Source organism: Stappia sp. WLB 29, assembly GCF_023507705.1.
Lineage (GTDB): Bacteria > Pseudomonadota > Alphaproteobacteria > Rhizobiales > Stappiaceae > Stappia.
Window position 1 is genome coordinate 212,205 of sequence record NZ_JALBGD010000005.1, and the last position, 22,673, is coordinate 234,877.

Consider the following 22,673-nt stretch of genomic DNA (forward strand, 5'->3'; position numbering starts at 1 on the left):
ATCGCGGCCCTTTGCCGCGATCCGCTTTTTGCTTCCGGTCGCGTGCTTTCGGGGCCGGGCCACGTGCCAGACGAGGGGCCAATGCACGGACAAGACGTCGTTCTCGACGGGGTGTCGATGCGCTTCGGCGATTTCACTGCCGTTCAACCGACCGACCTGACGATCAATGCCGGGGAGTTCTTCTCCATTCTCGGGCCTTCGGGCTGCGGCAAGACCACGATCCTGCGGATGATCTCCGGGTTCCTCGACCCGACCGCCGGCGATGTGCGCATCGGCGGTGCCAGCATGGCCGGCATCCGCCCCAATGCCCGCCCGACGGCACTGATCTTCCAGAACCTCGCGCTCTTTCCCCTCATGAGCGTGTGGGAAAACGTTGCCTTCGGCCTCGAGGCACGGGGCGTGCCGAAGAAGGTGCGTCGCGAGCGGGCCGAAGAGCTTTTGGCCATGGTCGCGCTGACCGGCCAGGGCGAGAAGAAGCCGACCGAGCTGTCCGGCGGCCAGCGCCAGCGCGTCGCCATCGCCAGGGCGCTTGCGGTCGAGCCGGCCGTGCTGTTGCTCGACGAGCCGCTCTCCGCCCTCGATCTCAAGCTTCGCCAGCACATGCGCAGCGAGTTGAAGGACTTGCAGCGCAAGACCGGCGTCACCTTCATCTACATCACTCATGATCAAGGCGAGGCCCTGACCATGTCCGACCGCGTGGCGGTGATGAACCGCGGCGTCGTCGAGCAGGTCGCTTCCTCCGACGAGATCTACAACCAGCCGGCAACACCCTTCGTCGCCAGCTTCGTCGGCGAGCAGAACGTCTTCCGCGGCCGCCTTGCCGGGGTCGACGGCGAGGTTGCGCGCGTCGACACACCACAGGGCGAGATGCTTGCCCATCTGCGCGGTAAGGCCGGCGTCGGCGACGAGGTCATGATCTTCGTGCGTCCCGAGCGCATGGGGCTCGGCGCGAACGGCGCCGGTAGCGAGCCGCGCAACCGCCTGCGCGCCACCATCGAGCGCCGCGACCTGGAAGGGCCTTTCGTGAACCTGCATTGCCGGGCCGGCGATACGTCGGTGACGGTTCATCTGCCGAATTCGGGCGATGCGGCCTCTTCGCTTGCCTCCGGCGAGACGGATCTGGGCTTCCGGCCCACCGATGCCATCGTCATGGCGGTCGGGGAGCTCGCCCGTGAATAGCCTGGTCAAGAGCTACGGCAAGGGCCTGACCGCAGTCTTCCTGGCCCTGACCGCCGTGTGGATTGCCGTGCTGATCGTGCTGCCCCAGGCGCGCATGATCGAGCGTGCCTTCACCTATGTCGACCGTTCGGGCGATGCGGCGACCCTGTCGCTCGAGATCGACCGCGCCTATACCCGCGTCTTCGACATCGACACGGACCTGCGGGACCTGAACGGCCAGCTTGCGGCCGGGCAGGCGGGCGATGAAGCCTCCTCCGGCGGCTTGCCGACACCCTCGCTTACACCATCGCCGTCACTGGTTCCTTCGCCGTCCCCGGTCCCCTCGTTGCCAAGCCCCTCGCTCTCTGCGCCATCGCCCGCGACGCCCGCGCCGGGCGTTGCCCCGAGCCCCTTCGCCTCGCCGCAGGAAACCTTGCCGCGCGAGGAGATCGAGGCCCGTATCGCCGCGCTGGAGGAGGAGAAAGCCGGTCTTCAGGCCCGCATCGCCGAACTGGAGGTGCAGGAGGCCGAGTTGACCTCGACCGCCGGCACCAGCGAGAGCTATTCGGCGAAGAACTTCACCAACATGAGCGAGCTGCACTTCCGCATCTTTCTCTCGACCATCGTCTATGCGCTCTGCGTGACGCTGTTGTCCTTCGTCGTGTGCTACCCGGTCGCCTATGCCGCCGCCACGGCCAGGAGCGCCAACAAGGTGGCGCTGATGATGCTCGGTCTCGTGATCCCCTATGCGATCAACGAGCTGCTGCGCATCTTTTCCTGGGTGATGATCCTGGAGAAGCAGGGCATCCTCAACGGGGTCCTCGACCTCATGGGCCTGATCGATATGCAGGCGGGCGAGGGCATGCGCTTCGTCGCGTCCAACGGTGCTGTGTTCACCGTGATGGTCTATGCGTACGTGCTCTTCATGGTGTTCCCGATCTACAACACCATCGAAACGCTGGACAAGAACCAGATCGAGGCGGCGCGCGACCTCGGCAGTTCCACCTGGCGCATCCATTGGCGCGTGGTGCTGCCCCATGCCAAGCCCGGCATCGCCGTCGGCGCGATCATGACCTTCATGCTGTCCGCAGGGTCCATCGCCGTGCCGGAGATCGTCGGCCGCGGCCTGCATCCCGACTGGTTCGCGCAAGTGATCTATCGCCGCTTCTTCGAGGCGGGCTCGTGGAACGAGGGTGCGGCCTATTCGCTGGCGCTGCTTGTGGCCTGCATCATGTTCATCCTCATCAACATGGCCGTCTTCCGCGTCGGCATCAGGGACATCGCGAAATGACCGTCGTCACCGCAGAGCCCGCCGTCAGGGAGATAGCGCCGCGCCGTCGCCGGACCAGGGACTGGTCGGACGCGGTGCTTTCAGGCTACCTGCTGTTGTTCTTCGCCTACATGTTCCTGCCGCTGATGTTCATGGTCGCGGCCGCGTTCAACGCCAATCCGACGCCGTCCGTCACCGACTGGCAGGGCTTCACGCTGAAATGGTTCGAGGCGCTGCCGCAGGACGCGCGCTTCGTGCAGGGTCTCTTACATTCGCTGGCCATCGCCGGCGGCGTCATCGTCATCTCGATCCCGCTCGGCCTTGCCGGCGCTCTGATCCTGACGCGGCTGCAATCGCGTGCCTCGACGCTGCTTTACACCGTGCTGGTCTCGCCGATCCTCACCCCGGGCATCGTGCTCGGCGCCACCACAATGATCTTCTGGCGCGATGCTTTCGGGGTGGAGGCGGGCCTGTTCACTGCGGCGATCGCCCAGGCGGCCTTCATCGCGTCCTACTGCATGCTGATGTTCATGGCGCGCCTGCAGCGTCAGGATCGCGCGCTGGAAGAGGCGGCGCTCGACCTCGGCGCGTCCTCGGTCTTCGTGTTCCGCCGCATCACGCTGCCGTTCCTGATGCCGACCGTCCTCACCGCCTCGCTGATCTCCTTCCTGCAGTCGATCGAGAACTACAACACGACCTTCTTCGCGATCGGCTCCAGCTGGACGCTCGTCACCGAGATCGGCGCGCGCATGCGCTTCGGGTTGTCGCCGATGATCAACGTGATCGGCGTGATCTTCGTCGTCATCACGGTGGTTGCGGCTACGGCCTGGGTGCTGGCCAAGCGGCGTTCGGGCAACGGTTGACGGGCCAGCCGGTCGACTGCGACCCTGAGGTTCTTTCTTCCGGCGATTCATTCGGGAGCTGACATGTCCGAAAGGGACGGGCCCATCGTCTTTGAGCGCACGCTGCCATTGGCACGCGAGGCGGCCTTCGATCTCCTGGTCGACCAGATCGGCGACTGGTGGCCGCGCGAGCTTACCTTCTCGCGCGATCCCGCAGCCGATCTGTCCATCGAGCCTGTCGCAGGCGGCGCCTGCACCGAGCGACTGCCCGGCGGTTCGCGCCTTGTATGGGGCACAGTCCTGTCCATCGAGCGCCCGCTCTACCTGCGCCTTGCCTGGCAGATCTCGTTCGACCGCAAGCCGGTGCCCGATCCCGCCGCTGCCAGCCGTGTGATGATTGAGTTCCGCCAGATGGCCGACGGCACCCGCATCGAGCTGGTCCATGGCGACTTCCTGCGCCACGGCGAGGACGGCATCGCGTATCGGGAGGCAATGGCCTCCGCCGAAGGCTGGCCCGCCTGCCTCGACGCGCTCGAAGCGGCTGCCCGCGCCCGCCCGGCACGGCGATGAAGCTCTTCTTCCGCTGCCTGCCGGAACTGGCCGGCCACGTGCCGGAGCCGGTTCCGGCCCGCGCCAGCCTGCCCGACTGGCTGAAGGCGGCACCTTCGCTCGTCGCCAGCGACGTTCTGGGCGGCGCCGAGGTCCGCACCTTCAAGCATTGTCCGCCGCTGATAGACGCGCTGGCTCAAGGGGTGATGTTCCGCCTTGCCGCCGATCTCGATATCGCGGGCGGCGAGATCTCCTGGGACTGGTCGCCGCCGGTCACGCAAGCGGCGCGCCAGACCCGCTCGCCGGTCGGCCTGCATGTGCCGGAACAGGCGCAAGGGCTGCCGTTCGGGCTTCCCAATGGGCAGTTCGTGCTGAAGTTCACGAACTTTTGGACAGTCGAGGCGCCGGACGGCGTGTCGCTGCTGTTCACCCATCCGCTCAACCGCGAGGATCTGCCGTTTCGCACGCTCGCGGGCCTTGTCGACTGCGACCGCTATCGCGACGGCTTCGTCCATTTCCCGGCCATCTGGCAGGATGCGGGCTTTTCCGGGCACCTGCCGGCAGGCACCCCGGTCGCGCAGGCCTTTCCGATCCGCAGGGAGGCGTTGGAGCTGGATATCCGCGCCATGGACAAGGGCGAACTCGCCCGACACCTGGAGGTGCAGGACGGCCTGCAGGACGATCCGGGGCTGTATCGAAAGAGCTTCCGCGCGCCGCGCGAGCGGTGAGGCGGCTCAGCCGGCAGCCGGTGCCTTTCCGGTCAGCGCGAGGCTCGAAAGCGGGATCGTCCCGCGCGGTCCCTGGCTGATCGCCTTCAGCAGTCGGGGCCGCTCGTCCGGCAGGTCGGCGAAGAGGGCTCTGAGGTTCGCCGCAGCCTCCGCCCGCCCCAGCCGCAATCCAGCCTCCGCCTTGCCGATCACGGCATCCCGGTTCGACGGGCGCAGCGCCAGCACCCGGTCGAAGGCTTCTTCCGCCTCGCTCGCCGCATCGCGGCGCAGGCGCAGCCGGGCAAGGTTCAGCCATCCGTCCGCATCCTGCGGGGCTCTTCCCACATAAAGCGCAAACCCGGCTTCCGCGGTCTCGTGCCGGCCCGCATCCATGGCGGCGGCAGCCTTCTCGAACAGGGCGTTGAGGTGATCCGGCGAAAGTTTCAGGGCCGCCGCAAAGCTTGCCTCGGCCGCGTCCGTGTCGCCGAGCCGGCGCATCACGAGGCCAAGGTTGTAGCGCAGCGAGGCATTGCCGGGATCGGCTCGCAGCAGGCGCTTCAGCGCCTTGCGGGCCGTCTCCCAATCCTGTGCGGCCAGCGCCTGCGGTAGCAGCTCTGCCGCCTTGGCCGGTGTCATTGCGCCAAACCTCCCAGATATCGTGCCCGCCGGGCGATGCGTCCTTGGCCAGATAGCATCCGCAAAGGGGTTCGCAAAGCCGCCCGCCCGATTGTTTCCCGTCTTCGGTTTCCGTCTTGGGTCTGTCATGTTGACCATGCTATTCAGGGCGTCCCGTTTCCGGCCGTTCCGCTCAGCGTCTTTCCGCCGCCCGCGGGCGCAACCGCCGGAAGGCAAACCGAAACACCCGACCGGCGACCGGAATGAGCGACGACACCACAGAGCGCCCCGCAGCGCGTTTCGGCCTGCGCAGCCGGCTTCGCGACCGCATCGCGGAACAGCGCTGGGTGCTGGCCGCGCTGGTCGTCGTCGCGCTTCTTGCCGTTTTCGTCGCCGGGGTGCCGCCGCTGTCGGTCGCCAGCGGCGGAGTGCTCTTGCTGCTTGCTGCTCTGGTTCCTCCCACGCGTCGTCTCCTGGTTACCCGCCGTCGCCGTGAGGCCCGCTCGCTTACGCCCTGGCCGGAGACCGGTATGAAGCAGCTGGCCGACGCGCTTCCCAATCCCTGCTTTATCGTCGACCGGCGCGGCATCACTCGCTACGTCAACCGGGCGGCACGCGTGCGTTTCGGCGATCCGCTGCCGGGCGATCCGATTTCGCTGCGCCTGCGCGTGCCCGTTCTTCTGGAGGCGCTCGACAAGGTCATGGCCGGCGGTCCGGCGCAGCGAATCGAGTGGAGCGAGCGGGTGCCGACCGAAAGCTGGCTCGAGGCCTATGTCACCCCGGTTGCCGAGTTGGTTTCGCCGCCTGGAGAGCCCGCGCGGGCCGGGGCCGGCGGCGGAGCAGGGCGCTTCGTTCTCGTGACCCTGCAGGACCTGACCGAACAGCGCCGGCTGGAGCGCATGCGGGCGGACTTCGTCGCCAATGCCAGCCACGAACTGCGCACACCGCTTGCCTCGCTCACCGGCTTCGTCGAGACGCTGCAGGGGCCGGCCCGCGACGACCCCGTCGCTCGCGACCGCTTTCTCTCCATCATGCTGCAGCAAGGCGACCGCATGCGGCGGCTGATCGACGATCTGCTGTCGCTGTCGCGCATCGAGCTGAAGGCGCATGTCCAGCCCGAGACGGTGCTCGATCTTGCATCCCTACTGCGGCAGGCATGCGATGCGCTGAAGCCGGTCGCCGACGAGGCTGGCGTTCTTCTCGACATCGAGACACCCGACGCGCCCTGCCTGGTCAGGGCGGACCGGGACGAACTCATCGAGGTGATCGAGAACCTGGTCGAGAACGCCATCAAGTATGGCGCTATCGGCAAGAAGGTCGAGATCCGGCTGGCGCTGGCGCCGCAGGCGGCCGAGGGCGCGCGTGCCGGCGGCATGTTCGTCCTGAGCGTCCGGGATTTCGGCCCCGGCATTGCGGCCGAGCACCTGCCGCGGCTGACGGAGCGCTTCTACCGGGTGGACGCATCGCGCAGCCGGGAAACCAGGGGCACGGGCTTGGGGCTTGCCATCGTCAAGCACATCCTGACCCGGCATAAGGCGAGGCTGGACATCGACAGCGCTCCCGGCAAGGGGGCGGTCTTCACCGTTAGGTTTCCTGTCGCAAAAAGCGCCGAAATTCCTGCGGATGTCGAAAAAGACGTTTCCAATCAACATATTGAATTGTCACAAAACTGATACCGGATCTTCATATAAGCATCACGGGCCAGGACTAGGGTGCCCTCGACCTCGCGGGAATAAGTCCGTGGGGGAACGTGAGAAATCCTGAAATCCAGGGAGAGGTCAGGTGAACATCAAAGCTCTTCTCAGCGCGACTGCGGTCGCTTCGGTCGCCTTCGCTGGCGCCGCCATCGCTCGCGACCAGATCCAGATCGCCGGCTCCTCGACGGTTCTTCCCTATGCCTCCATTGTTGCCGAGGCCTTCGGCGAGAACACCGACTTCCCGACCCCGGTGGTCGAGTCGGGCGGTTCGGGCGCCGGTCGCAAGAAGCTGTGCGAAGGCGTGGGCGAGAACACGATCGACATTGCCAACTCTTCGTCGCGCATCAAGCAGTCGGATATCGACAACTGCGCCGCCAACGGCGTGACGGAGATCCAGGAAGTCCGCATCGGCTATGACGGTATCGTCTTTGCTTCGGACATCAACGGCCCGTCCTTCGCGTTCACGCCGGCCGATTGGCACAACGCTCTCGCCGCCAAGGTCGTCAAGGACGGCAAGCTCGTCGACAATCCGCACAAGATGTGGAACGACATCCGCGCCGACCTGCCGGCTCAGCCGATCCTCGCATTCATCCCGGGCACCAAGCACGGTACCCGTGAAGTTTTCGACGAGAAGGTCCTCATCGACGGTTGTGAGGAGAACGGTGCGTTCGAGGCGCTCGCCGCTGCCAACAATGGCGACGAGAAGGCTGCCGAGAAGGCCTGCATGGCGCTGCGGACCGACGGTGCGTCGATCGACATCGACGGCGACTACACCGAGACGCTCGCCCGCATCGACGCCAACAAGGATGGTATCGGCGTGTTCGGCCTGTCGTTCTACGAGAACAACACCGACAAGCTGAAGGTCGCGACCATGAACGGTATCGTGCCTACCACCGAGGCGATCGCCAAGGGCGAGTACCCGGTTTCGCGTCCTCTCTACTTCTACGTCAAGAACGCGCATCTCGACGTTATCCCGGGTCTCCAGGACTACATCGAGTTCTTCGTCTCCGACGAGATCGCCGGTCCTGACGGCCCTCTGGCTCAATACGGCCTCGTCTCCGACCCGGAACTGGCCAAGACCCAGGAGATGGTCAAGAACCGGACTCCGATGGGGCCGCTGAACTGACACTGAAGCACATCCGGCGGTGCGGTCTTCGCACCGCCGGTCCTGTTTTGGCGGCAAGCGGCGGACGATTCCATGAACGCTGGATTTCTTATTTTGATCGTGCTGGGCGTCTCCGCGCTCGGCTATTTTTTCGGCAGGCGCCGAGCCCTCGCGCTTTCGGCAGCCAGCGGGCGTCGTCTGCACTCGCTACCCACCTATTACGGGCAACTTGTGGCCTTGTTCGCCGGCGTGCCGGCATTGCTGCTTCTGCTGACCTGGCTTTTCGTGCAGCCCATCGTCCTCCATGGGCAGGTGAGCAGCCTGATTCCCGACAGCGCGATCCCGGAGGGCGGTGCCAGAAGCCTGGTGATGGCCGATGTCGAGCGTATCGCCGGCGGCCTTGATGCCTTGATGCAGGCCCGTGGCCTCGGCGAGGCCGAGCTGGACCGCATGCGCGCCGACATGACCGACATTCGTTCGCGCCTCGCCGATGTCGGAGTTGCGCTGGGCTCCAATGTCCCGGTGGAGGTTTTCGAGGCTGCCAAGGCCTACAGGAGCGCTCACCGCAATGGCGAAATGCTGATGACGGCGTCGGTTCTGATCCTGTCCCTCGGCCTCGCCTTCCTTGCATATCGCCGTGTGTCGCCGGAGTTGAGGGCCCGCAATACCAGCGAGACCTTCGTACTCTCCTTGCTCATCGGCTCGTCCTCGGTGGCGATCCTCACCACCGTCGGCATCTTCGGCTCGCTCGTGTTCGAGACCTACAACTTCTTCCAGATGTATCCGGCGGAGGATTTCTTCTTCTCCACCGTCTGGAACCCGCAGTTCCGGGGAGGATCGGATCTCGGCATCCTGCCGCTTCTCTGGGGTACGTTTTACGTCTCTCTCGTCGCTCTTTTCTTCGCTGTGCCGATCGGTCTGATGATCGCGATCTATCTGTCGGAATATGCCGGCAGTACGATGCGCAGCTTCGCGAAACCTGCGATCGAGATCCTGGCGGGCATCCCGACCATCGTCTACGGTCTGTTCGCCCTGATCACCGTCGGACCGTTCCTGCGTGATTGGATCGCCCAGCCGGCCGGTCTTGGAAGTTCCTCTTCCTCCGTGCTGACGGCCGGCCTGGTGATGGGTATCATGCTGATCCCCTTCGTCAGCTCACTATCCGACGACATCATCAACGCCGTGCCGCAGGCAATGCGCGACGGCTCCTACGGCCTTGGCGCCACCCAGTCCGAGACCATCAAGCAGGTGATCTTGCCGGCGGCGCTGCCCGGTGTGGTCGGAGCGATCCTGCTGGCGGCAAGCCGGGCCATCGGCGAAACGATGATCGTGGTTCTTGGCGCGGGCGCTGCCGCCAAGCTCGACCTCAATCCCTTCGAGGCGATGACCACGGTCACCGTGAAGATCGTCAGTCAGCTTACCGGCGACACGGAGTTCGCCTCGCCCGAGACGCTGGTTGCCTTCGCCCTCGGCCTCACGCTCTTCGTCTTCACGCTGGGCCTCAACGTTCTCGCCCTCTACATCGTCCGCAAGTATCGGGAGCAGTACGAATGACCGACGCGACAATCCCGGCATCCACCGCCGGCAGCGGGTCTGCGTCTGCCCGCAGCTCACTTCTCACGGTCGACACCCATACCAGGCGTCGTCGCAGTTCCGAGGCTCGCTTCCGTCTGCTCGGGCTGCTAGCGGTCAGCCTCGGCGTGCTGGCTCTGTTGGGCCTGCTTGCTTCCATCTTCTCAAATGGACTGTCGTCCTTCCAGCAGACCTATATTCGGCTCGATATCCATCTTGATGCCGCCCGGCTGGACAAGGCTGGCGATCGAAACCCGGAACAGATCGCCAAGGTCTCGACATTCGGTTATGCGCCGCTGATCCAGAAGGCGATGGAAGAGAAGATGGCGGCGGCTGGCATCGCTATTGATGGCCTCTCCGCGAACGCCGCCGCCGAGTTGATTTCGAAAGAGGCGCCTGCCGAGTTGCGTCGCTATGTCCTTGCCGACCCCTCCCGCATCGGCCAGACGGTGCCGTTCGACCTGCTCGCCTCGGGCCGGATCGACGGCTACTACAAGGGCCGGGTGACGATGGCCAGCGCCGAGCTCGACCGGAACGTATCGCCGCAGCAGCTTCAACTCGCCGATCAGCTCAAGGAGGCAGGGATCCTCGAGACCAGGTTCAACTGGAGCTTCTTTACGGCTCCGGACGCCTCGGATACGCGGCCCGAGGCCGCCGGTCTGGGAGTGGCGATCCTCGGTTCGGCCTACATGATGCTGATTGTGCTGGCGCTGTCGCTGCCGATCGGCGTCGCCGCCTCGATCTATCTCGAGGAATTCGCGCCGAGGAACCGCTTCACCGACCTGATCGAGGTGAACATCGCCAATCTCGCGGCGGTTCCCTCCATCGTCTTCGGTATCCTCGGCCTGGCGGTCTTCATCAACTTCGCCGGTCTGCCGCAGTCCGCTCCGGTCGTCGGTGGCCTGGTGCTGACGCTGATGACCTTGCCGACCATCATCATTGCAACCCGTGCCTCGCTGAAAGCCGTGCCGCCCTCGATCCGCGACGCTGCTCTCGGCGTCGGCGCCTCGAAGATGCAGTCCGTGTTCCATCATGTGCTGCCACTGGCCATGCCGGGCATCCTCACCGGCACGATCATTGGCCTAGCCCAGGCGCTGGGCGAGACCGCTCCGCTGCTTCTGATCGGAATGGTGGCCTTCGTGCGGGAGTATCCGGGCGAGCCGCCGGCGGGCTTCTTCGACCCCGCCTCGGCCCTTCCCGTCCAGGTCTACAACTGGACGCAGCGAGGAGATCCGGCCTTCGTCGAGCGTGCGTCCGGTGCGATCATCGTCCTGCTGGTGTTCCTCGTGCTCATGAACCTGATTGCGATCGTCCTGCGCCGTCGTTTCGAACGTCGCTGGTAAGGAGGCTCTCCAAGCCATGAACCAAATGACCACGCCCGAGAAAGCCGCTGCCATGCACGAGACCAAGATTGCTGCCGAGAAGGTCCAGGTCTTCTACGGCGACACCCATGCCATCAAGGATGTGAGCATTCGCATCGAAGAGAAGACCGTTACCGCCTTCATCGGCCCGTCGGGCTGCGGCAAGTCCACCTTCCTGCGCTGTCTCAACCGGATGAACGACACGATCGACATCTGCCGCGTCGAGGGCGATATCCTGATCGACGGGGAGGACATCTATGATCCCAAGGTCGATCCGGTGCAGTTGCGCGCCAAGGTCGGCATGGTGTTCCAGAAGCCGAACCCGTTCCCCAAGTCGATCTTCGACAACATCGCCTATGGCCCGCGCATCCATGGCCTGGCCCGCACCAAGGCCGCGCTGGAGGAGATCGTCGCTTCCAGCCTGCAGAAGGCCGGCCTGTGGAACGAGGTGAAGGACCGTCTCGATGAGCCTGGCACCGGCCTGTCCGGCGGTCAGCAGCAGCGGCTGTGCATCGCCCGCGCTATCGCCGTCAGCCCCGAGGTGATCCTGATGGACGAGCCCTGCTCGGCCCTCGATCCCATCGCCACCGCCAAGGTGGAGGAACTGATCGACGAGCTGCGCGAGAACTACACGATCGTCATCGTCACCCACTCCATGCAGCAGGCCGCCCGCGTGTCGCAGCGCACGGCCTTCTTCCACCTCGGCAACCTGGTCGAGGAAGGGGCGACGAACGACATCTTCACCAACCCCCGGGACAAGCGCACCCAGGACTATATCACCGGCCGCTTCGGTTAGTCTGGACCAGCCGCGGGAACAGACGGGATGACGCGCGCACTTCGCCGCGCCCCGAATGGAGAAGAAACATGAGCCAACATACCGTTTCGTCTTTCGACGAGGAGCTGAAAGACATCGCAGGCCGCGTGTCGGAGATGGGCGGCCTCGCCGAGATGATGCTGAACGATTCCGTGCAGGCCCTGGTGCGCATGGACAAGGAGCTGGCGCGTCGCGTGATCGCGCAGGACAAGCGCGTCGATGCCCTGCAATTCGAGATCGAGGAGCAGGCGATCCTGATCATCGCCCGCCGCCAGCCGGTCGCCAGCGACCTGCGCGACGTGATCTCGGCGATGCGCATCTCCAACGACCTTGAACGCGTCGGCGATCTCGCCAAGAACGTCGCCAAGCGCGTCATCGCCATCGAGGGCACCTTCGACTCCAAGAAGTTCGCCCTCGGCGTGGAGCACATGACCGAGCTCGCCCAGAGCCAGCTCAAGGATGTGCTGGACGCCTATGCCGGGCGCGACGGCACTGCGGCAGCCGCCGTGCGCGATCGCGACGACGAGGTCGATGCGCTCTACACCTCGATCTTCCGCGAGCTCCTCACCTATATGATGGAGGATCCGCGCCAGATCTCGGTCTGCGCCCATCTGCTGTTCTGCGCCAAGAACATCGAGCGCATCGGCGACCATGCCACCAACATCGCCGAGAACGTCATGTACATGTCGACCGGTGTGCTGCCGACAGACGAGCGGCAGAAGGTCGACGAGACCGGCATCGAGACCGATACGGCGTCCTGAGGACGTCCAGGCGAGCTGACCATGGCGCGGGCGGCAGTGTCGCCTGTCGCCGCTGACAACGAAAGCCGGCAAGGCGGCGCGAGCGAAAAGCCGCGCCGATGCCTCCCGGCCGGGTCGATTGGACAAGGGTACCCGAAATGCCGAAGGTCCTGATTGTCGAGGATGAAGAGCCTCTGGTGATGCTGCTGCGCTACAACCTCGAGGCCGAGGGCTACAAGGTCGAGACGTGCATGCGCGGCGACGAGGCGGATCTTCTCCTGCGGGAGAGCCAGCCGGACCTGCTGCTTCTCGACTGGATGCTGCCGGGTCTGTCCGGTATCGAACTGTGCCGCCGCCTGCGCTCGCGCCCCGAGACCGAGCGCCTCCCGGTGATCATGCTCACCGCCCGGGGCGAGGAGCAGGAGCGCATCCGCGGCCTTGCCACCGGCGCCGACGACTATGTGGTGAAGCCCTTCTCGATCCCCGAACTGATGGCGCGCGTGCGGGCCATGCTGCGCCGGGCAAAGCCCGAGGTGGTGTCCTCGCTGCTGCGCGCCGGCGACCTGGAACTCGATCGGGAAACCCACCGGGTGCGCCGTTCGGGTCGCGAGATCCATCTCGGTCCGACCGAGTTCCGCCTGCTGGAATTCCTGATGACCTCGCCTGGACGCGTCTTCTCGCGCGAGCAATTGCTGGACGGTGTCTGGGGACACGACGTCTATGTCGACGAGCGGACGGTCGATGTGCATGTCGGCCGGCTGCGCAAGGCCATCAACCGCGGCAAGGTGCCGGACCCGATCCGCACCGTCCGCGGCGCCGGCTACGCCTTCAACGACCAGTTCGCCGCCGCCGCATCCTGACGCGCGCCGGCGGCAGGGCTCCCGCTAGGGCGGTCCGTCCACTCATCTGCGAACAACGAGAAAGGCCCGCCGCGGTGATCGCAGACGGGCCTTTCTCGTATCGGCTGCCAACCTTGAACAGACGGGCGGGCGTTGCTTCAGCCGTTGGCGACGTTGCGGTCGCGGCGGCGATCGCTCGCCGGCTGGTAGGCGATGCGGCAGTGATAGGTGCAGTAGGGGACGCCCGGGTTCGACGGGTGGCCGCAGAAGTAGAAGTCTTCCTTGGTCGGATCGCCGATCGGCCATTTGCAGGTCCGCTCGGTCAGCGTCAGGATGGTCGCGCGCTTGGCGATCGGCACCAGCTCGGCAACGGGCTTGGCCTGCGGCGCGGGAGCCGCGACCGGTGCCGCCTCGACCTTCAGCGCGGTGGCGCCCATTGTCTGCGGTGCCGACGGAGCGCTGCCGCCCTGCTGCGGCGAGGTGGTCTGCGCCGTGTCCTCGGTGCCGCCCTTTGCCGGCTTGCTCCGGGGCTTCTGCGCAGGCGCGGCTGCCTTGGCGCGTCCCGACAGGCCGAGACGGTGGACCTTGCCGATCACCGCATTGCGGGTAACGCCGCCGAGTTCGGCGGCGATCTGGCTGGCGCTCAGCCCGTCGGTCCAGAGCTTTTTGAGAAGGTCGACGCGTTCGCTTGTCCAGGACATGCGCTCAACTCCGTGTTTGATCGGGCCCCGACATCTGGTTAATAAAAGGTTATCGGCACACCGTAAGGGTGCCCCGCTCATTGCCGGATTTTGAGGCGATTGTGAGTCGGATACACGAGATGTCGTATTTCTTGACTGCAAAGCTACAATATGCCGCGTTTGCGGTTCAAGGTGAGGGGGCGATTCACCTGGGGATTGATGCGGTTTTCCCCAGAAAAGGCCGTTCCGGGCGACTTTGGCCCTACCAGGAGGCTGGCGGCGCGCGCAGCCAATTCCGTTGACTTTCCCGCGCGCTCCCGGTGTATAACGGGGCTTCCTCGCCGTGCCGCCTCTCGTGGGCGGCATAATTGCTTTCGGCAGTGGGTGCCAGCGGGTCTTGCAGCTCTTTACGGCAGCAGGACGGCAACATTCCAGGGCCGGGCGAGGGCATCGAAGGCGGCTGGGGCCGCCAAGGCATCTCCCCGGCAGGCAAGCCGGTCAATGGGAGCAGGAAGGACATGGAAGGTTCATCTCTCTATCAGACCTACAGCCGCGCGAACCTGGAGTTCGTGCGTGGCGAAGGTGTGTGGCTGGAGACTTCCGATGGCCGACGCTTTCTCGACTGCGCCGCCGGCATTGCCGTCAATTCGCTCGGCCATTCTCATCCCGGCCTCGTCAAGGCGTTGAAGGACCAGGCGGATAAGCTCTGGCACGTGTCCAACGTCTATGCCATCGAGGGGCAGGAGGCGTTCGCCCGCAAGCTGACGCAGGCGACCTTCGCCGACCGCGTGTTCTGCACCAATTCCGGCGCTGAGGCGCTGGAATGCGCGATCAAGACGGCGCGTCGCTACTTCTATGCGAAGGGCGAGCCGGAGCGGATCGACATCATCACCTTCGAAGGCGCCTTCCACGGCCGTACGCTGGCGACCATCGCCGCCGGCGGGCAGGAAAAGTATCTGGAAGGTTTCGGCCCCAAGGCGCCGGGCTTCATCCAGGTACCGTTCGGCGACCATGAGGCGTTGCTCGCCGCCATCGGCGACACCACGGCCGGTCTCCTGATCGAGCCGATCCAGGGCGAGGGCGGCATCCGGCCGGTGCCGACCGAATATCTGCGCGAGTTGCGCCGCCTGTGCGACGAGAAGGGCATCCTGCTGATCCTCGACGAGGTGCAGACCGGCGTCGGGCGTACGGGCAAGCTCTTTGCCCATGAATGGGCCGGCATCACCCCGGACATTATGGCGATTGCCAAGGGCATCGGCGGCGGCTTCCCGCTCGGCGCGTGCCTTGCGACCGAGGAAGCGGCCTCCGGCATGAAGCCGGGCACGCACGGCACCACCTATGGCGGCAATCCGCTGGCCATGGCGGTTGGCAATGCGGTGCTCGACGTGGTGCTGGCCGACGGCTTCCTTGAGGGCGTGCAGAAGAAGGGCCTGCTGCTGAAGCAGAAGCTTGCCGCCGTCGTCGACGGCCACCCTGCGATCCTGGAAGAGATCCGTGGCAAGGGCCTCATGCTCGGCCTGAAGTGCCGGGTCACCAACACCGAGCTGCTGTCGCATTTCCGCGAGGCCGGTGTGCTGGCCGTGGGCGCGGGCGACAACGTCCTGCGTATCATGCCGCCGCTGACCATCACCGAGGCGGAGATCGAGGAGGCCGTGTCGCGCATCGACCGCGCCGCCACCGCCATGGAAGCCGGGCTCGAGCGGGGAGCTGCTGAGTGATGACGATCCAGCCACGCCATTTTCTCGACCTCACCGATGTCGATGCCAGCGAGCTGCGCTTCATCCTGGACGGTAGCCGCCGCATCAAGCAGGCGCGCGGCCCGGTCCGCGTGTCCGGCGGCGGCCCGCTTGCCGGTCGCGTGCTGGCCATGGTGTTCGAGCAGCCCTCGACCCGGACCCGCATCTCTTTCGATGTCGGCATGCGCGAGCTCGGCGGAGAGACCTTGATGCTGACTGGCGCCGAGATGCAGCTCGGCCGCGGCGAGACCATCGCCGATACGGCCCGCGTGCTGTCGCGCTATGTCGACGCGATCATGATCCGCATTCTCGATCACGACGCGCTGACGGAGCTGGCCGAATACGCCACCGTGCCGGTGATCAACGGTCTGACCAAGCGCACCCATCCGTGCCAGATCATGGCCGACGTGCTGACTTTCGAGGAGAAGAAGGGCAGCATCGCCGGGCGAAGCGTCGCCTGGACCGGCGACAGCAACAACGTGCTGGCGTCCTGGGTGCATGCCGCGGCCAAGCTCGACTTCGCGCTCAACATCGCCACGCCGTCGCAGCTGGCGCCGCCGGCCGACCTCGTCGCCGCCGCCCGCAGGGCCGGTGCCGAGATTCGCATCACCGACGATCCGTTCGAGGCTGTGAAGGGCGTCGATTGCGTCGTTACCGACTGCTGGGTCTCCATGGGCGACGACGACGGCGACCGCCACAATCTGCTCAGCCCCTATCAGGTCAACGAACGCCTGATGGCGGAAGCCGACAGCAAAGCCATCTTCATGCATTGCCTTCCCGCCCATCGCGGCGAGGAGGTGACGTCGGAGGTGATGGACGGTCCGCAGTCCGTCGTCTTCGACGAGGCGGAAAACCGGCTCCATGCACAAAAGGGCATTCTGGCCTGGTGCTTCGGAGCGCTGCAGGACTCGTAGGATCCGACCATGAGCGTTCAGGACGAACTGGAGCGGCTGGGCGTCACCCCGGCCGGTCGCGATGCTGTGCTTCCCTTTGCGGTGGAGCCGCTGGACGTGCGCGGCCGCGCCGTGATGCTCGGCCCCGTGCTCGACCGCATTCTGGAGCGTCACACCTATCCGGCGCCGGTCTCGCGCCTGCTCGGCGAGGCGGCGACGCTCGTCGCCCTGCTCGGCACCTCGCTCAAGTTCGACGGACGCTTCACCCTGCAGACGACGACCGACGGTCCGGTCTCGATGCTGGTCGTCGACTTCCAGACGCCGGACGGCCTGCGTGCCTGCGCCCAGTTCGATGCCGAGGCCGTTGCTGCGGCCGAGGCGGCCGGGCAGACCGACACGCCCTCGCTGCTCGGCAACGGGCATCTCGCCATGACGGTCGACCAGGGCGCGGCGATGAACCGCTACCAGGGCATCGTCGCGCTGGACGGCATCACGCTGGAAGAGGTGGCGCATCGCTACTTCGCCCAGTCGGAGCAGATACCGACCGTGGTGCGTCTTGCCGTCGGCGAGGTGCTGAACCGGCGCGCCGGCGACAAGCCTCGCCATTCCTGGATGGCCGGCGGCGTGCTCGCGCAGTTCCTTCCCGAGGCGCCGGAGCGCATGCGTCAGGCCGATCTGCCGCCGGGCGATGCGCCGGAAGGGGCGCTTGAGTACGAGTTCCAGGAGGACGATGCCTGGCGCGAGGCCCGCGCCCTGGTCGAGACCTTGCGCGACGACGAGCTCGGCGATCCGGACATGAGTGCCGAGCGGCTGCTGTTCCGCCTGTTCCACGAACGCGGCGTGCGCATCTTCGCGCCCCAGCCGCTCGCCGACCGCTGCCGCTGCTCGGATGAGCGCATCCGCGGCATGCTGAAGGGCTTCACCGCCGAGGAGCGCGACGACATGACCGTCGGCGGCCGCATCGAGGTGACCTGCCGCTTCTGCAACACGCGCTACGACTACAGCCCCGGCGAGTTCTGAGCCCGCGGTCGGTCGTTCCGGACCCGGAAAGCGGCAGAAATCGTCCCATCCTGTCACTGGATGTGACAGGGGCCCCGGTGGTCACATTTTGATACACTCTTCGTCTTGCCAGTCGTTTGCGGCGCCTGAATAGTCCGCAATAGCGGCATGGGCGTCCGCGAAGCAATCCAGTCCGCGCCGGAATGCCTATAGGGAACCGGAACGCGCACAAGAGAGCATTCGAGTGGAAAAGAGTGTCATGCTGAAATCGGTGGACGACAACAACCGCACTCCCAGGGGGGAGGTCGCCTTCGAGCGCCCCCAGACCCGTGGCCGCTCAGCCGGTCGCACCGGCATTCTTGCCGCCAAACTCGTTCTGCAGGCGGTGCTCGCGCTCGCTGTGCTGCTCGCTGCCTATGTCGGCATGAACCGGCTGATCCTCGCCAAGGATCCTGTGCCCGTGCGGCCCGCGCGTGAGACCGCCTATATCGTCGAAACCACGCCGGTCGAGATGCGGGACCACGCGCCGATGCTCTCGCTCTACGGCGAGGTCACGGCCGCGCGCACCGCCGAACTCCGCACCCTGGTGGCCGGCGAAATCATCCGGGTCAATCCCGCCCTGGAGACTGGCTCCATCATTTCTTCCGGCGAGGAACTCCTCGCTGTCGATCCTTTCCAGTACGAGGGCGCCGTCACCGAGGCGCGCGCCAATCTCGTCGAGGCCCGTGCCGCCCTTGTCGAGGCCAGGGGCCGGGTTGCCACCGAGGAAGGCAATGTTGAGCGGGCCCGCGAGCAGCTCGAATTCGCCCAGCGCGACCTGCAGCGGGCCGAGCAACTGCTCGGCAGCGGCTCGGTGACCGAGCGCGCCGTCGACGAGCGCCGCCTGCTGGTCTCCCAGCGCGGCCAGGCCCTGGAGCAGCGCCGTTATGCCCTCGATGTCGAGAAGGCGCGCGTCGACCAGCAGCAGGCGGCCATCGACCGGCTGCAGTGGCGTCTGTCGCAGGCCGAGCGGAACCTCACCGACACCGTGCTGAAGGCGCCCTTCGACGCGGTCGTACGCTCCGAGAACGCGGCCGTCGGCCGGCTTGTCGGCGTCAACGACGTGGTCGCAACCCTTTACGCGCGCGATGCGCTGGAGGTCCGCTTCTCCCTCTCCGACAACCAGTACGGCCGGATCCTGTCCGACAACGGCACCGTGGTCGGCCGGCCTGTCGAGGTGCTGTGGCATATCGGCGGCCAGCCGGTCGCCTATCGCGGCGAGATCCGCCGGATCGGCGCCGAGGTGGCACTGGCGCGCGGCGGCATCGACGTCTATGCCAGCGTCGCGGTGGCGGACGGGCAGCCGGCGCTGCGGCCGGGCGCCTTTGTAGAGCTGCGCGTTGCCGACCGCACCTACCCCGCCGCCGCCCGCATCCCCGAGGGGGCGATCTACGGCACCGACCATGTCTTCGTGGTCGACGAGGAGAACCGCACGCGCCGGCGAGACATCGAGGTGCTCGCCTTCGACGGGACCCATGTCATCGTCTCCGGCGATCTCGCCACCGGCGACCGTCTGGTGTCGACCCGGCTGGACAAGGCCGGAGAGGGCCTTCTCGTTTCCGAGCCGCGCAATCGCAGCGCCAACACGGACGGCTGATCCATGCGCGAAACCGGCTTCGTTCCGCGCGGCATCATTGGCCATTTCCTGCGCCATCGCAATGCCGCCAATCTGGTCATGGTGCTGATGATCCTGTTCGGCGCCTTCGGCCTTGCCCGGCTGAATGCCGAGTTCTTCCCCCAGATCGTCATCGACCGCATCTCCGTGTCCGTCTCCTGGCCGGGCGCCAGCGCCGAGGACGTGGAGAAGAACATTCTCCAGGCCATCGAGCCGGAGCTGCGCTTCATCGACAATGTCGACGAGATGGTTTCCTATTCGCGCGAGGGTGCGGCCTCGATCAGCCTGGAGTTTCTCGAAGGCGCCGACATGCAGAAGGCGCTGTCGGACGTGGAACAGGCGATCTCAGGCATCACCACGCTTCCCGAAGATGCCGAGCGGCCGGTCATCTCGCTCGCCAACTGGTTCGACCGGGTGGCCCGCGTTGCCCTGCGCGGCCCCTTCAGTGAGGATGCGCTGAAGGCGTTTGCCCGCCAGATCCGCGACGGCCTGATCGACCGCGGCATCGACAAGGTCTCGTTCAACGGCTTCCGCGACACGGAATACGTGATCAAGGTGCCGGAGCGTGAACTGCGGCGCCTCGACCTGACGCTTGCCGACATTTCCGAGCGCGTGGCCGCCAACACCCGCGACCTTCCCTCCGGCGACCTGCAGGGTGGCGTCGAGCGGCAGGTGAGGGCGGTTGCCGATACGTCCTCGCCGGAAGCGATCAGCCGTATCGTCGTCAAGTCCTTCCCGACCGGTGAGAAGGTCGAACTGCGCGACATCGGCGACGTGTCGCGCTCCTACGATCCGGACCAGACCATCGGCTATTCCGACGGCATGCGCGCCGTCGAGCTGACCGTGGAGCGTTCGGCCCGTGCCGACCAGCTCAAGGTCAACGCCATCCTCGACCGCTACCTGGCCGAGATCGCGCCGCAGCTGCCGGCCTCGCTGGAGTTGGTCAAGTACGAGGTGCGCGCCGAGGCGCTGACCGACCGCATCATGATCCTGGTGGAGAACGGCATTTCCGGCCTGTTCGTGGTCGTGATCGTGCTCTTCGCCTTCCTCAACGGCCGCATCGCCCTGTGGGTCGCGGCCGGCATTCCGGTCGCGATGATGGCGACGCTCGGGTTCATGTGGGTCTCCGGGCAGACCCTCAACATGTTCTCGCTCTTTGCGCTGATCATGACGCTCGGCATCATCGTCGACGATGCCATCGTGGTCGGCGAGCACACCGCCACCCGTATCGCCATGGGCGACGGGCCGTATCTGGCGGCCGAAGAAGGCGCCGGGCGCATGCTCTGGCCGATTATCGCCGCCTCGACCACCACCGTCGCCGCCTTCCTGCCGATCACCCTGATGGGCGACACGATCGGCCAGTTGATGGGCGTGTTGCCGCTCGTCGTCGTCGCGGTGATCACCGCCAGCATCATCGAGTGTTTCTTCGTGCTGCCGGGCCACCTTGCGCACTCGCTCGCCCGTCCGCCCTCTTGGAACTGGTGGCGGGTGGTGCTAGTCGCCGGCGTGCCGGCGCTCTTTCTCGTCGGCCTCGCCGGACGCGACGACATCACGGTGCCGGTCTGGCTCGACTGGCTGGCCGTGCCGGCCCGCACAGGCCGCGAGACCTTCGGCACGGTGCCCTTCGATATCGCCGTGGTCGTGGTCTTCTTCGTCGTGGCTTCGGCGATCGAGTTCCTGCTGCTCCTGCTGCGCCGGGCCCGCACCCGCCGGACCTTCGACGAGCGGCCGGGCTGGTTCCGCCGCAACTTCGATGCCGGCTTCGGCTGGTTCCGCGACGTGCCGTTCCGCGCCTTCGTGCGCCTGACCTACGACTGGCGCTATGTCACGGTCGCCTTTGCCATCGGCCTGCTGCTGCTCACCGCCGGCCTGATGCGGGGCAACCATGTTGGCTTCCGCTTCTTCCCCTCGCCGGAGGCGGAGAACATTCGCGCGACGGTCGATTTCGTCGCCGGCATCTCCATTGAAGACGCGGAGAAGGCGTTGCTGCGCATCGACGGCGCCCTGCGGCAGGCGCAGGAGAGCCTGACGGCGGACAACGGCGAGACGCTGGTCGTCGCCTCCTATGCGAGCCTCGGCCAGTCGGGCAACAGCCGGGGCAACAATGTCGCCAGCATCGACGTCCAGCTGACCACGTCGGAGCAGCGGAGCGTGCGGACGCCCGACATCGTCCAGGCCTGGCGGCGCGCCATTCCCGAGATCCCCGGCACCAAGCGCGTGGCCGTGTTCGAACGGCGCGGCGGCCCTCCGGGGCGCGATCTCGACATCCGTCTGATGGGCGAGGATACGCGCGCGCTGAAGGAAGCCTCGCTGGAGCTTCAGGAACTGCTGACCTCCTATCCGGGCGTGGATGGGGTCGCCGACGACCTGCCTTATGGCAAGCCGGAACTGGTGCTGGATATCAGCCCGCGCGGCAAGGCGCTCGGCTTCACCGTCGAGAACGCCGCCCGCCAGATCCGTTCCGCGCTGGAAGGCTCCATCCCGCGCCGCTTTGCCCGAGGCGAGGAAGAGATCACGATCCGCGTCATGCAGGAGGTGTCCCTCGGCGGCGGGGCCCTGCGCGAGCTCTCCTTGCGTGCGCCGAGCGGAGAGTTCGTTCCGCTGACCGAGGTCGTGACGCTGGACGAGCGCGAGAGCTTCTCGGTGATCCAGCGTCGCGATGGCCGCGTCACCGTTGCCGTATCGGCCGATGTCGATGCGGATGTCACGTCCAATATCGAGATCGTCCGCGACCTCGAGACAGGCAAGATGCAGGAACTGGCGGGCAAGTACGGCGTCGACTACCGCTATTCGGGCCGCGAGGAGGAGAGGCGCGCTGCCTTCTCCGACCTCCAGCTCGGCATGGTCGCGGCGTTGTCGATGATCTATTTGATCCTCGCCGCGATCTTCGCCAGCTATTTCAAGCCGCTGGCGGTGATGTCGATCATTCCCTTCGGTATCGTCGGCGCGGTGGCGGGCCACTATTTCATGGCTTACGACCTGACCATTCTCAGCTTCGTCGGCCTGCTCGGCCTGTCGGGCATCCTGGTCAACAACTCGATCATCCTCGTCGACCGGTTCGAGGACCACATCAAGGACGGCCGCAGCGTCGCCGATGCCGCGGTGATCTCGGCGCAGGATCGCCTGCGCGCCGTGCTGCTGACCTCGCTGACGACCATCGGCGGACTGGCGCCGCTGCTGTTCGAGACCAGCCTGCAGGCGCGCTTCCTGATGCCGATGACGATCACCATCGTCTTCGGACTGGCGACGGCGACGCTTCTGGTGCTGGTGCTGGTGCCGGCGCTGATCGGCATCGGCGAGGACCTGCGGCGGATGGTCAGTCTGCGTCGTGACCCGCATGGCGACGATGGCGGCGACCAGGGCCACCGCTCCGGACCGCCGGCCCAAGTGCCGGCGGAATAGGCCCCGCATTTTCCAGCGGGTGCGCAGCGCCGCGTCGTGA

19 protein-coding genes are annotated in these 22,673 nt (G+C 66.1%); 17 read left to right on the forward strand and 2 right to left on the reverse strand.

Translation table 11 applies throughout. The annotated features are described in order from the left end of the window. Window positions 1-81: 81 nt before the first annotated feature. The 5 genes from MNI96_RS12090 (at window position 82) to MNI96_RS12110 (ending at window position 4,547) form a co-directional block, all read left to right on the forward strand. Entirely contained in the window at window positions 82-1,179 is a 1,098-nt protein-coding gene (locus MNI96_RS12090; protein WP_249693435.1) for an ABC transporter ATP-binding protein, read from the forward strand. After that, complete coding sequence (locus MNI96_RS12095; RefSeq protein ID WP_249693437.1) at window positions 1,172-2,449, forward strand: ABC transporter permease subunit; 1,278 nt, start codon at window positions 1,172-1,174, stop codon at window positions 2,447-2,449. Before MNI96_RS12090 ends, MNI96_RS12095 begins: the two co-directional genes overlap by 8 nt. Then, complete coding sequence (locus MNI96_RS12100) at window positions 2,446-3,291, forward strand: ABC transporter permease (RefSeq protein WP_249693439.1); 846 nt, start codon at window positions 2,446-2,448, stop codon at window positions 3,289-3,291. Before MNI96_RS12095 ends, MNI96_RS12100 begins: the two co-directional genes overlap by 4 nt. Before the next feature lie 63 nt (window positions 3,292-3,354). Next, window positions 3,355-3,840, forward strand: a complete 486-nt coding sequence (locus MNI96_RS12105) for an SRPBCC family protein (protein ID WP_249693441.1) — start codon at window positions 3,355-3,357, stop codon at window positions 3,838-3,840. Next, window positions 3,837-4,547 (forward strand): hypothetical protein, encoded by a 711-nt coding sequence (locus MNI96_RS12110; protein ID WP_249693443.1) that lies wholly within the window; start codon window positions 3,837-3,839, stop codon window positions 4,545-4,547. Before MNI96_RS12105 ends, MNI96_RS12110 begins: the two co-directional genes overlap by 4 nt. A 6-nt stretch (window positions 4,548-4,553) precedes the next feature. On the opposite strand, the gene MNI96_RS12115 is transcribed toward MNI96_RS12110, so the two are convergent. Then, window positions 4,554-5,162 carry a tetratricopeptide repeat protein gene (locus tag MNI96_RS12115; protein WP_249693445.1) on the reverse strand — a complete coding sequence of 203 codons (609 nt, stop codon included), beginning with the start codon at window positions 5,160-5,162 and terminating at the stop codon, window positions 4,554-4,556. A gap of 242 nt (window positions 5,163-5,404) precedes the next feature. Between MNI96_RS12115 and MNI96_RS12120 the strand changes: the two genes are divergently transcribed. From MNI96_RS12120 to phoB, 7 genes are all read left to right on the forward strand, one after another. After that, complete coding sequence (locus MNI96_RS12120) at window positions 5,405-6,814, forward strand: ATP-binding protein (RefSeq protein ID WP_249693447.1); 1,410 nt, start codon at window positions 5,405-5,407, stop codon at window positions 6,812-6,814. A gap of 109 nt (window positions 6,815-6,923) precedes the next feature. Next, window positions 6,924-7,964, forward strand: coding sequence for a substrate-binding domain-containing protein (locus MNI96_RS12125; protein WP_249693449.1), 1,041 nt, complete (start codon window positions 6,924-6,926; stop codon window positions 7,962-7,964). Window positions 7,965-8,036: 72 nt separating this feature from the next. Continuing rightward, a complete protein-coding gene (gene pstC / locus MNI96_RS12130; RefSeq protein ID WP_249693451.1) occupies window positions 8,037-9,497 on the forward strand; it encodes a phosphate ABC transporter permease subunit PstC in 1,461 nt (486 codons plus the stop codon). Next, window positions 9,494-10,858 (forward strand): phosphate ABC transporter permease PstA, encoded by a 1,365-nt coding sequence (gene pstA / locus MNI96_RS12135; RefSeq protein ID WP_249693454.1) that lies wholly within the window; start codon window positions 9,494-9,496, stop codon window positions 10,856-10,858. The genes pstC and pstA overlap by 4 nt, the downstream gene beginning before the upstream one ends. Before the next feature lie 25 nt (window positions 10,859-10,883). Beyond that, entirely contained in the window at window positions 10,884-11,672 is a 789-nt protein-coding gene (pstB, locus tag MNI96_RS12140; protein ID WP_249693675.1) for a phosphate ABC transporter ATP-binding protein PstB, read from the forward strand. Window positions 11,673-11,740: 68 nt separating this feature from the next. Beyond that, a complete protein-coding gene (gene phoU / locus MNI96_RS12145; protein ID WP_158195219.1) occupies window positions 11,741-12,451 on the forward strand; it encodes a phosphate signaling complex protein PhoU in 711 nt (236 codons plus the stop codon). Window positions 12,452-12,588: 137 nt separating this feature from the next. After that, window positions 12,589-13,290: a phosphate regulon transcriptional regulator PhoB gene (gene phoB, locus MNI96_RS12150; RefSeq protein WP_249693456.1), complete on the forward strand. Its 702-nt coding sequence runs from the start codon at window positions 12,589-12,591 to the stop codon at window positions 13,288-13,290. A gap of 137 nt (window positions 13,291-13,427) precedes the next feature. Here phoB and MNI96_RS12155 read toward each other — a convergent pair whose 3' ends face one another. Then, on the reverse strand, window positions 13,428-13,970 hold the full coding sequence (locus tag MNI96_RS12155) for a GcrA family cell cycle regulator (RefSeq protein WP_249693458.1): 543 nt from the start codon (window positions 13,968-13,970) through the stop codon (window positions 13,428-13,430). 497 nt (window positions 13,971-14,467) lie between these two features. Here MNI96_RS12155 and MNI96_RS12160 point away from each other — a divergent pair, with 497 nt between their 5' ends. From MNI96_RS12160 to MNI96_RS12180, 5 genes are all read left to right on the forward strand, one after another. Then, entirely contained in the window at window positions 14,468-15,667 is a 1,200-nt protein-coding gene (locus MNI96_RS12160; RefSeq protein ID WP_249693460.1) for an aspartate aminotransferase family protein, read from the forward strand. Beyond that, the gene (gene argF, locus MNI96_RS12165; RefSeq protein WP_249693462.1) at window positions 15,667-16,599 is read left to right on the forward strand and encodes an ornithine carbamoyltransferase; all 933 of its coding nucleotides are present in this window, start codon (window positions 15,667-15,669) and stop codon (window positions 16,597-16,599) included. The genes MNI96_RS12160 and argF overlap by 1 nt, the downstream gene beginning before the upstream one ends. Before the next feature lie 9 nt (window positions 16,600-16,608). Then, window positions 16,609-17,598 (forward strand): Hsp33 family molecular chaperone, encoded by a 990-nt coding sequence (locus MNI96_RS12170; RefSeq protein ID WP_249693464.1) that lies wholly within the window; start codon window positions 16,609-16,611, stop codon window positions 17,596-17,598. 223 nt (window positions 17,599-17,821) lie between these two features. Then, the gene (locus tag MNI96_RS12175) at window positions 17,822-19,213 is read left to right on the forward strand and encodes an efflux RND transporter periplasmic adaptor subunit (protein ID WP_249693466.1); all 1,392 of its coding nucleotides are present in this window, start codon (window positions 17,822-17,824) and stop codon (window positions 19,211-19,213) included. A 3-nt stretch (window positions 19,214-19,216) separates the two neighbouring features. Beyond that, on the forward strand, window positions 19,217-22,633 hold the full coding sequence (locus MNI96_RS12180; protein ID WP_249693467.1) for an efflux RND transporter permease subunit: 3,417 nt from the start codon (window positions 19,217-19,219) through the stop codon (window positions 22,631-22,633). The last annotated feature ends 40 nt before the right edge of the window (window positions 22,634-22,673 follow it).

Coding starts and splice junctions, on each gene's coding strand:
- MNI96_RS12090 (WP_249693435.1), top strand. CDS start 82: ATGCACGGACAAGACGTCGTTCTCGACGGGGTGTCGATGCGCTTCGGC.
- MNI96_RS12100 (WP_249693439.1), top strand. CDS start 2,446: ATGACCGTCGTCACCGCAGAGCCCGCCGTCAGGGAGATAGCGCCGCGC.
- MNI96_RS12105 (WP_249693441.1), top strand. CDS start 3,355: ATGTCCGAAAGGGACGGGCCCATCGTCTTTGAGCGCACGCTGCCATTG.
- MNI96_RS12110 (WP_249693443.1), top strand. CDS start 3,837: ATGAAGCTCTTCTTCCGCTGCCTGCCGGAACTGGCCGGCCACGTGCCG.
- MNI96_RS12115 (WP_249693445.1), bottom strand. CDS start 5,162: ATGACACCGGCCAAGGCGGCAGAGCTGCTACCGCAGGCGCTGGCCGCA.
- MNI96_RS12120 (WP_249693447.1), top strand. CDS start 5,405: ATGAGCGACGACACCACAGAGCGCCCCGCAGCGCGTTTCGGCCTGCGC.
- pstC (WP_249693451.1), top strand. CDS start 8,037: ATGAACGCTGGATTTCTTATTTTGATCGTGCTGGGCGTCTCCGCGCTC.
- pstA (WP_249693454.1), top strand. CDS start 9,494: ATGACCGACGCGACAATCCCGGCATCCACCGCCGGCAGCGGGTCTGCG.
- pstB (WP_249693675.1), top strand. CDS start 10,884: ATGACCACGCCCGAGAAAGCCGCTGCCATGCACGAGACCAAGATTGCT.
- phoU (WP_158195219.1), top strand. CDS start 11,741: ATGAGCCAACATACCGTTTCGTCTTTCGACGAGGAGCTGAAAGACATC.
- phoB (WP_249693456.1), top strand. CDS start 12,589: ATGCCGAAGGTCCTGATTGTCGAGGATGAAGAGCCTCTGGTGATGCTG.
- MNI96_RS12155 (WP_249693458.1), bottom strand. CDS start 13,970: ATGTCCTGGACAAGCGAACGCGTCGACCTTCTCAAAAAGCTCTGGACC.
- MNI96_RS12160 (WP_249693460.1), top strand. CDS start 14,468: ATGGAAGGTTCATCTCTCTATCAGACCTACAGCCGCGCGAACCTGGAG.
- argF (WP_249693462.1), top strand. CDS start 15,667: ATGACGATCCAGCCACGCCATTTTCTCGACCTCACCGATGTCGATGCC.
- MNI96_RS12170 (WP_249693464.1), top strand. CDS start 16,609: ATGAGCGTTCAGGACGAACTGGAGCGGCTGGGCGTCACCCCGGCCGGT.
- MNI96_RS12180 (WP_249693467.1), top strand. CDS start 19,217: ATGCGCGAAACCGGCTTCGTTCCGCGCGGCATCATTGGCCATTTCCTG.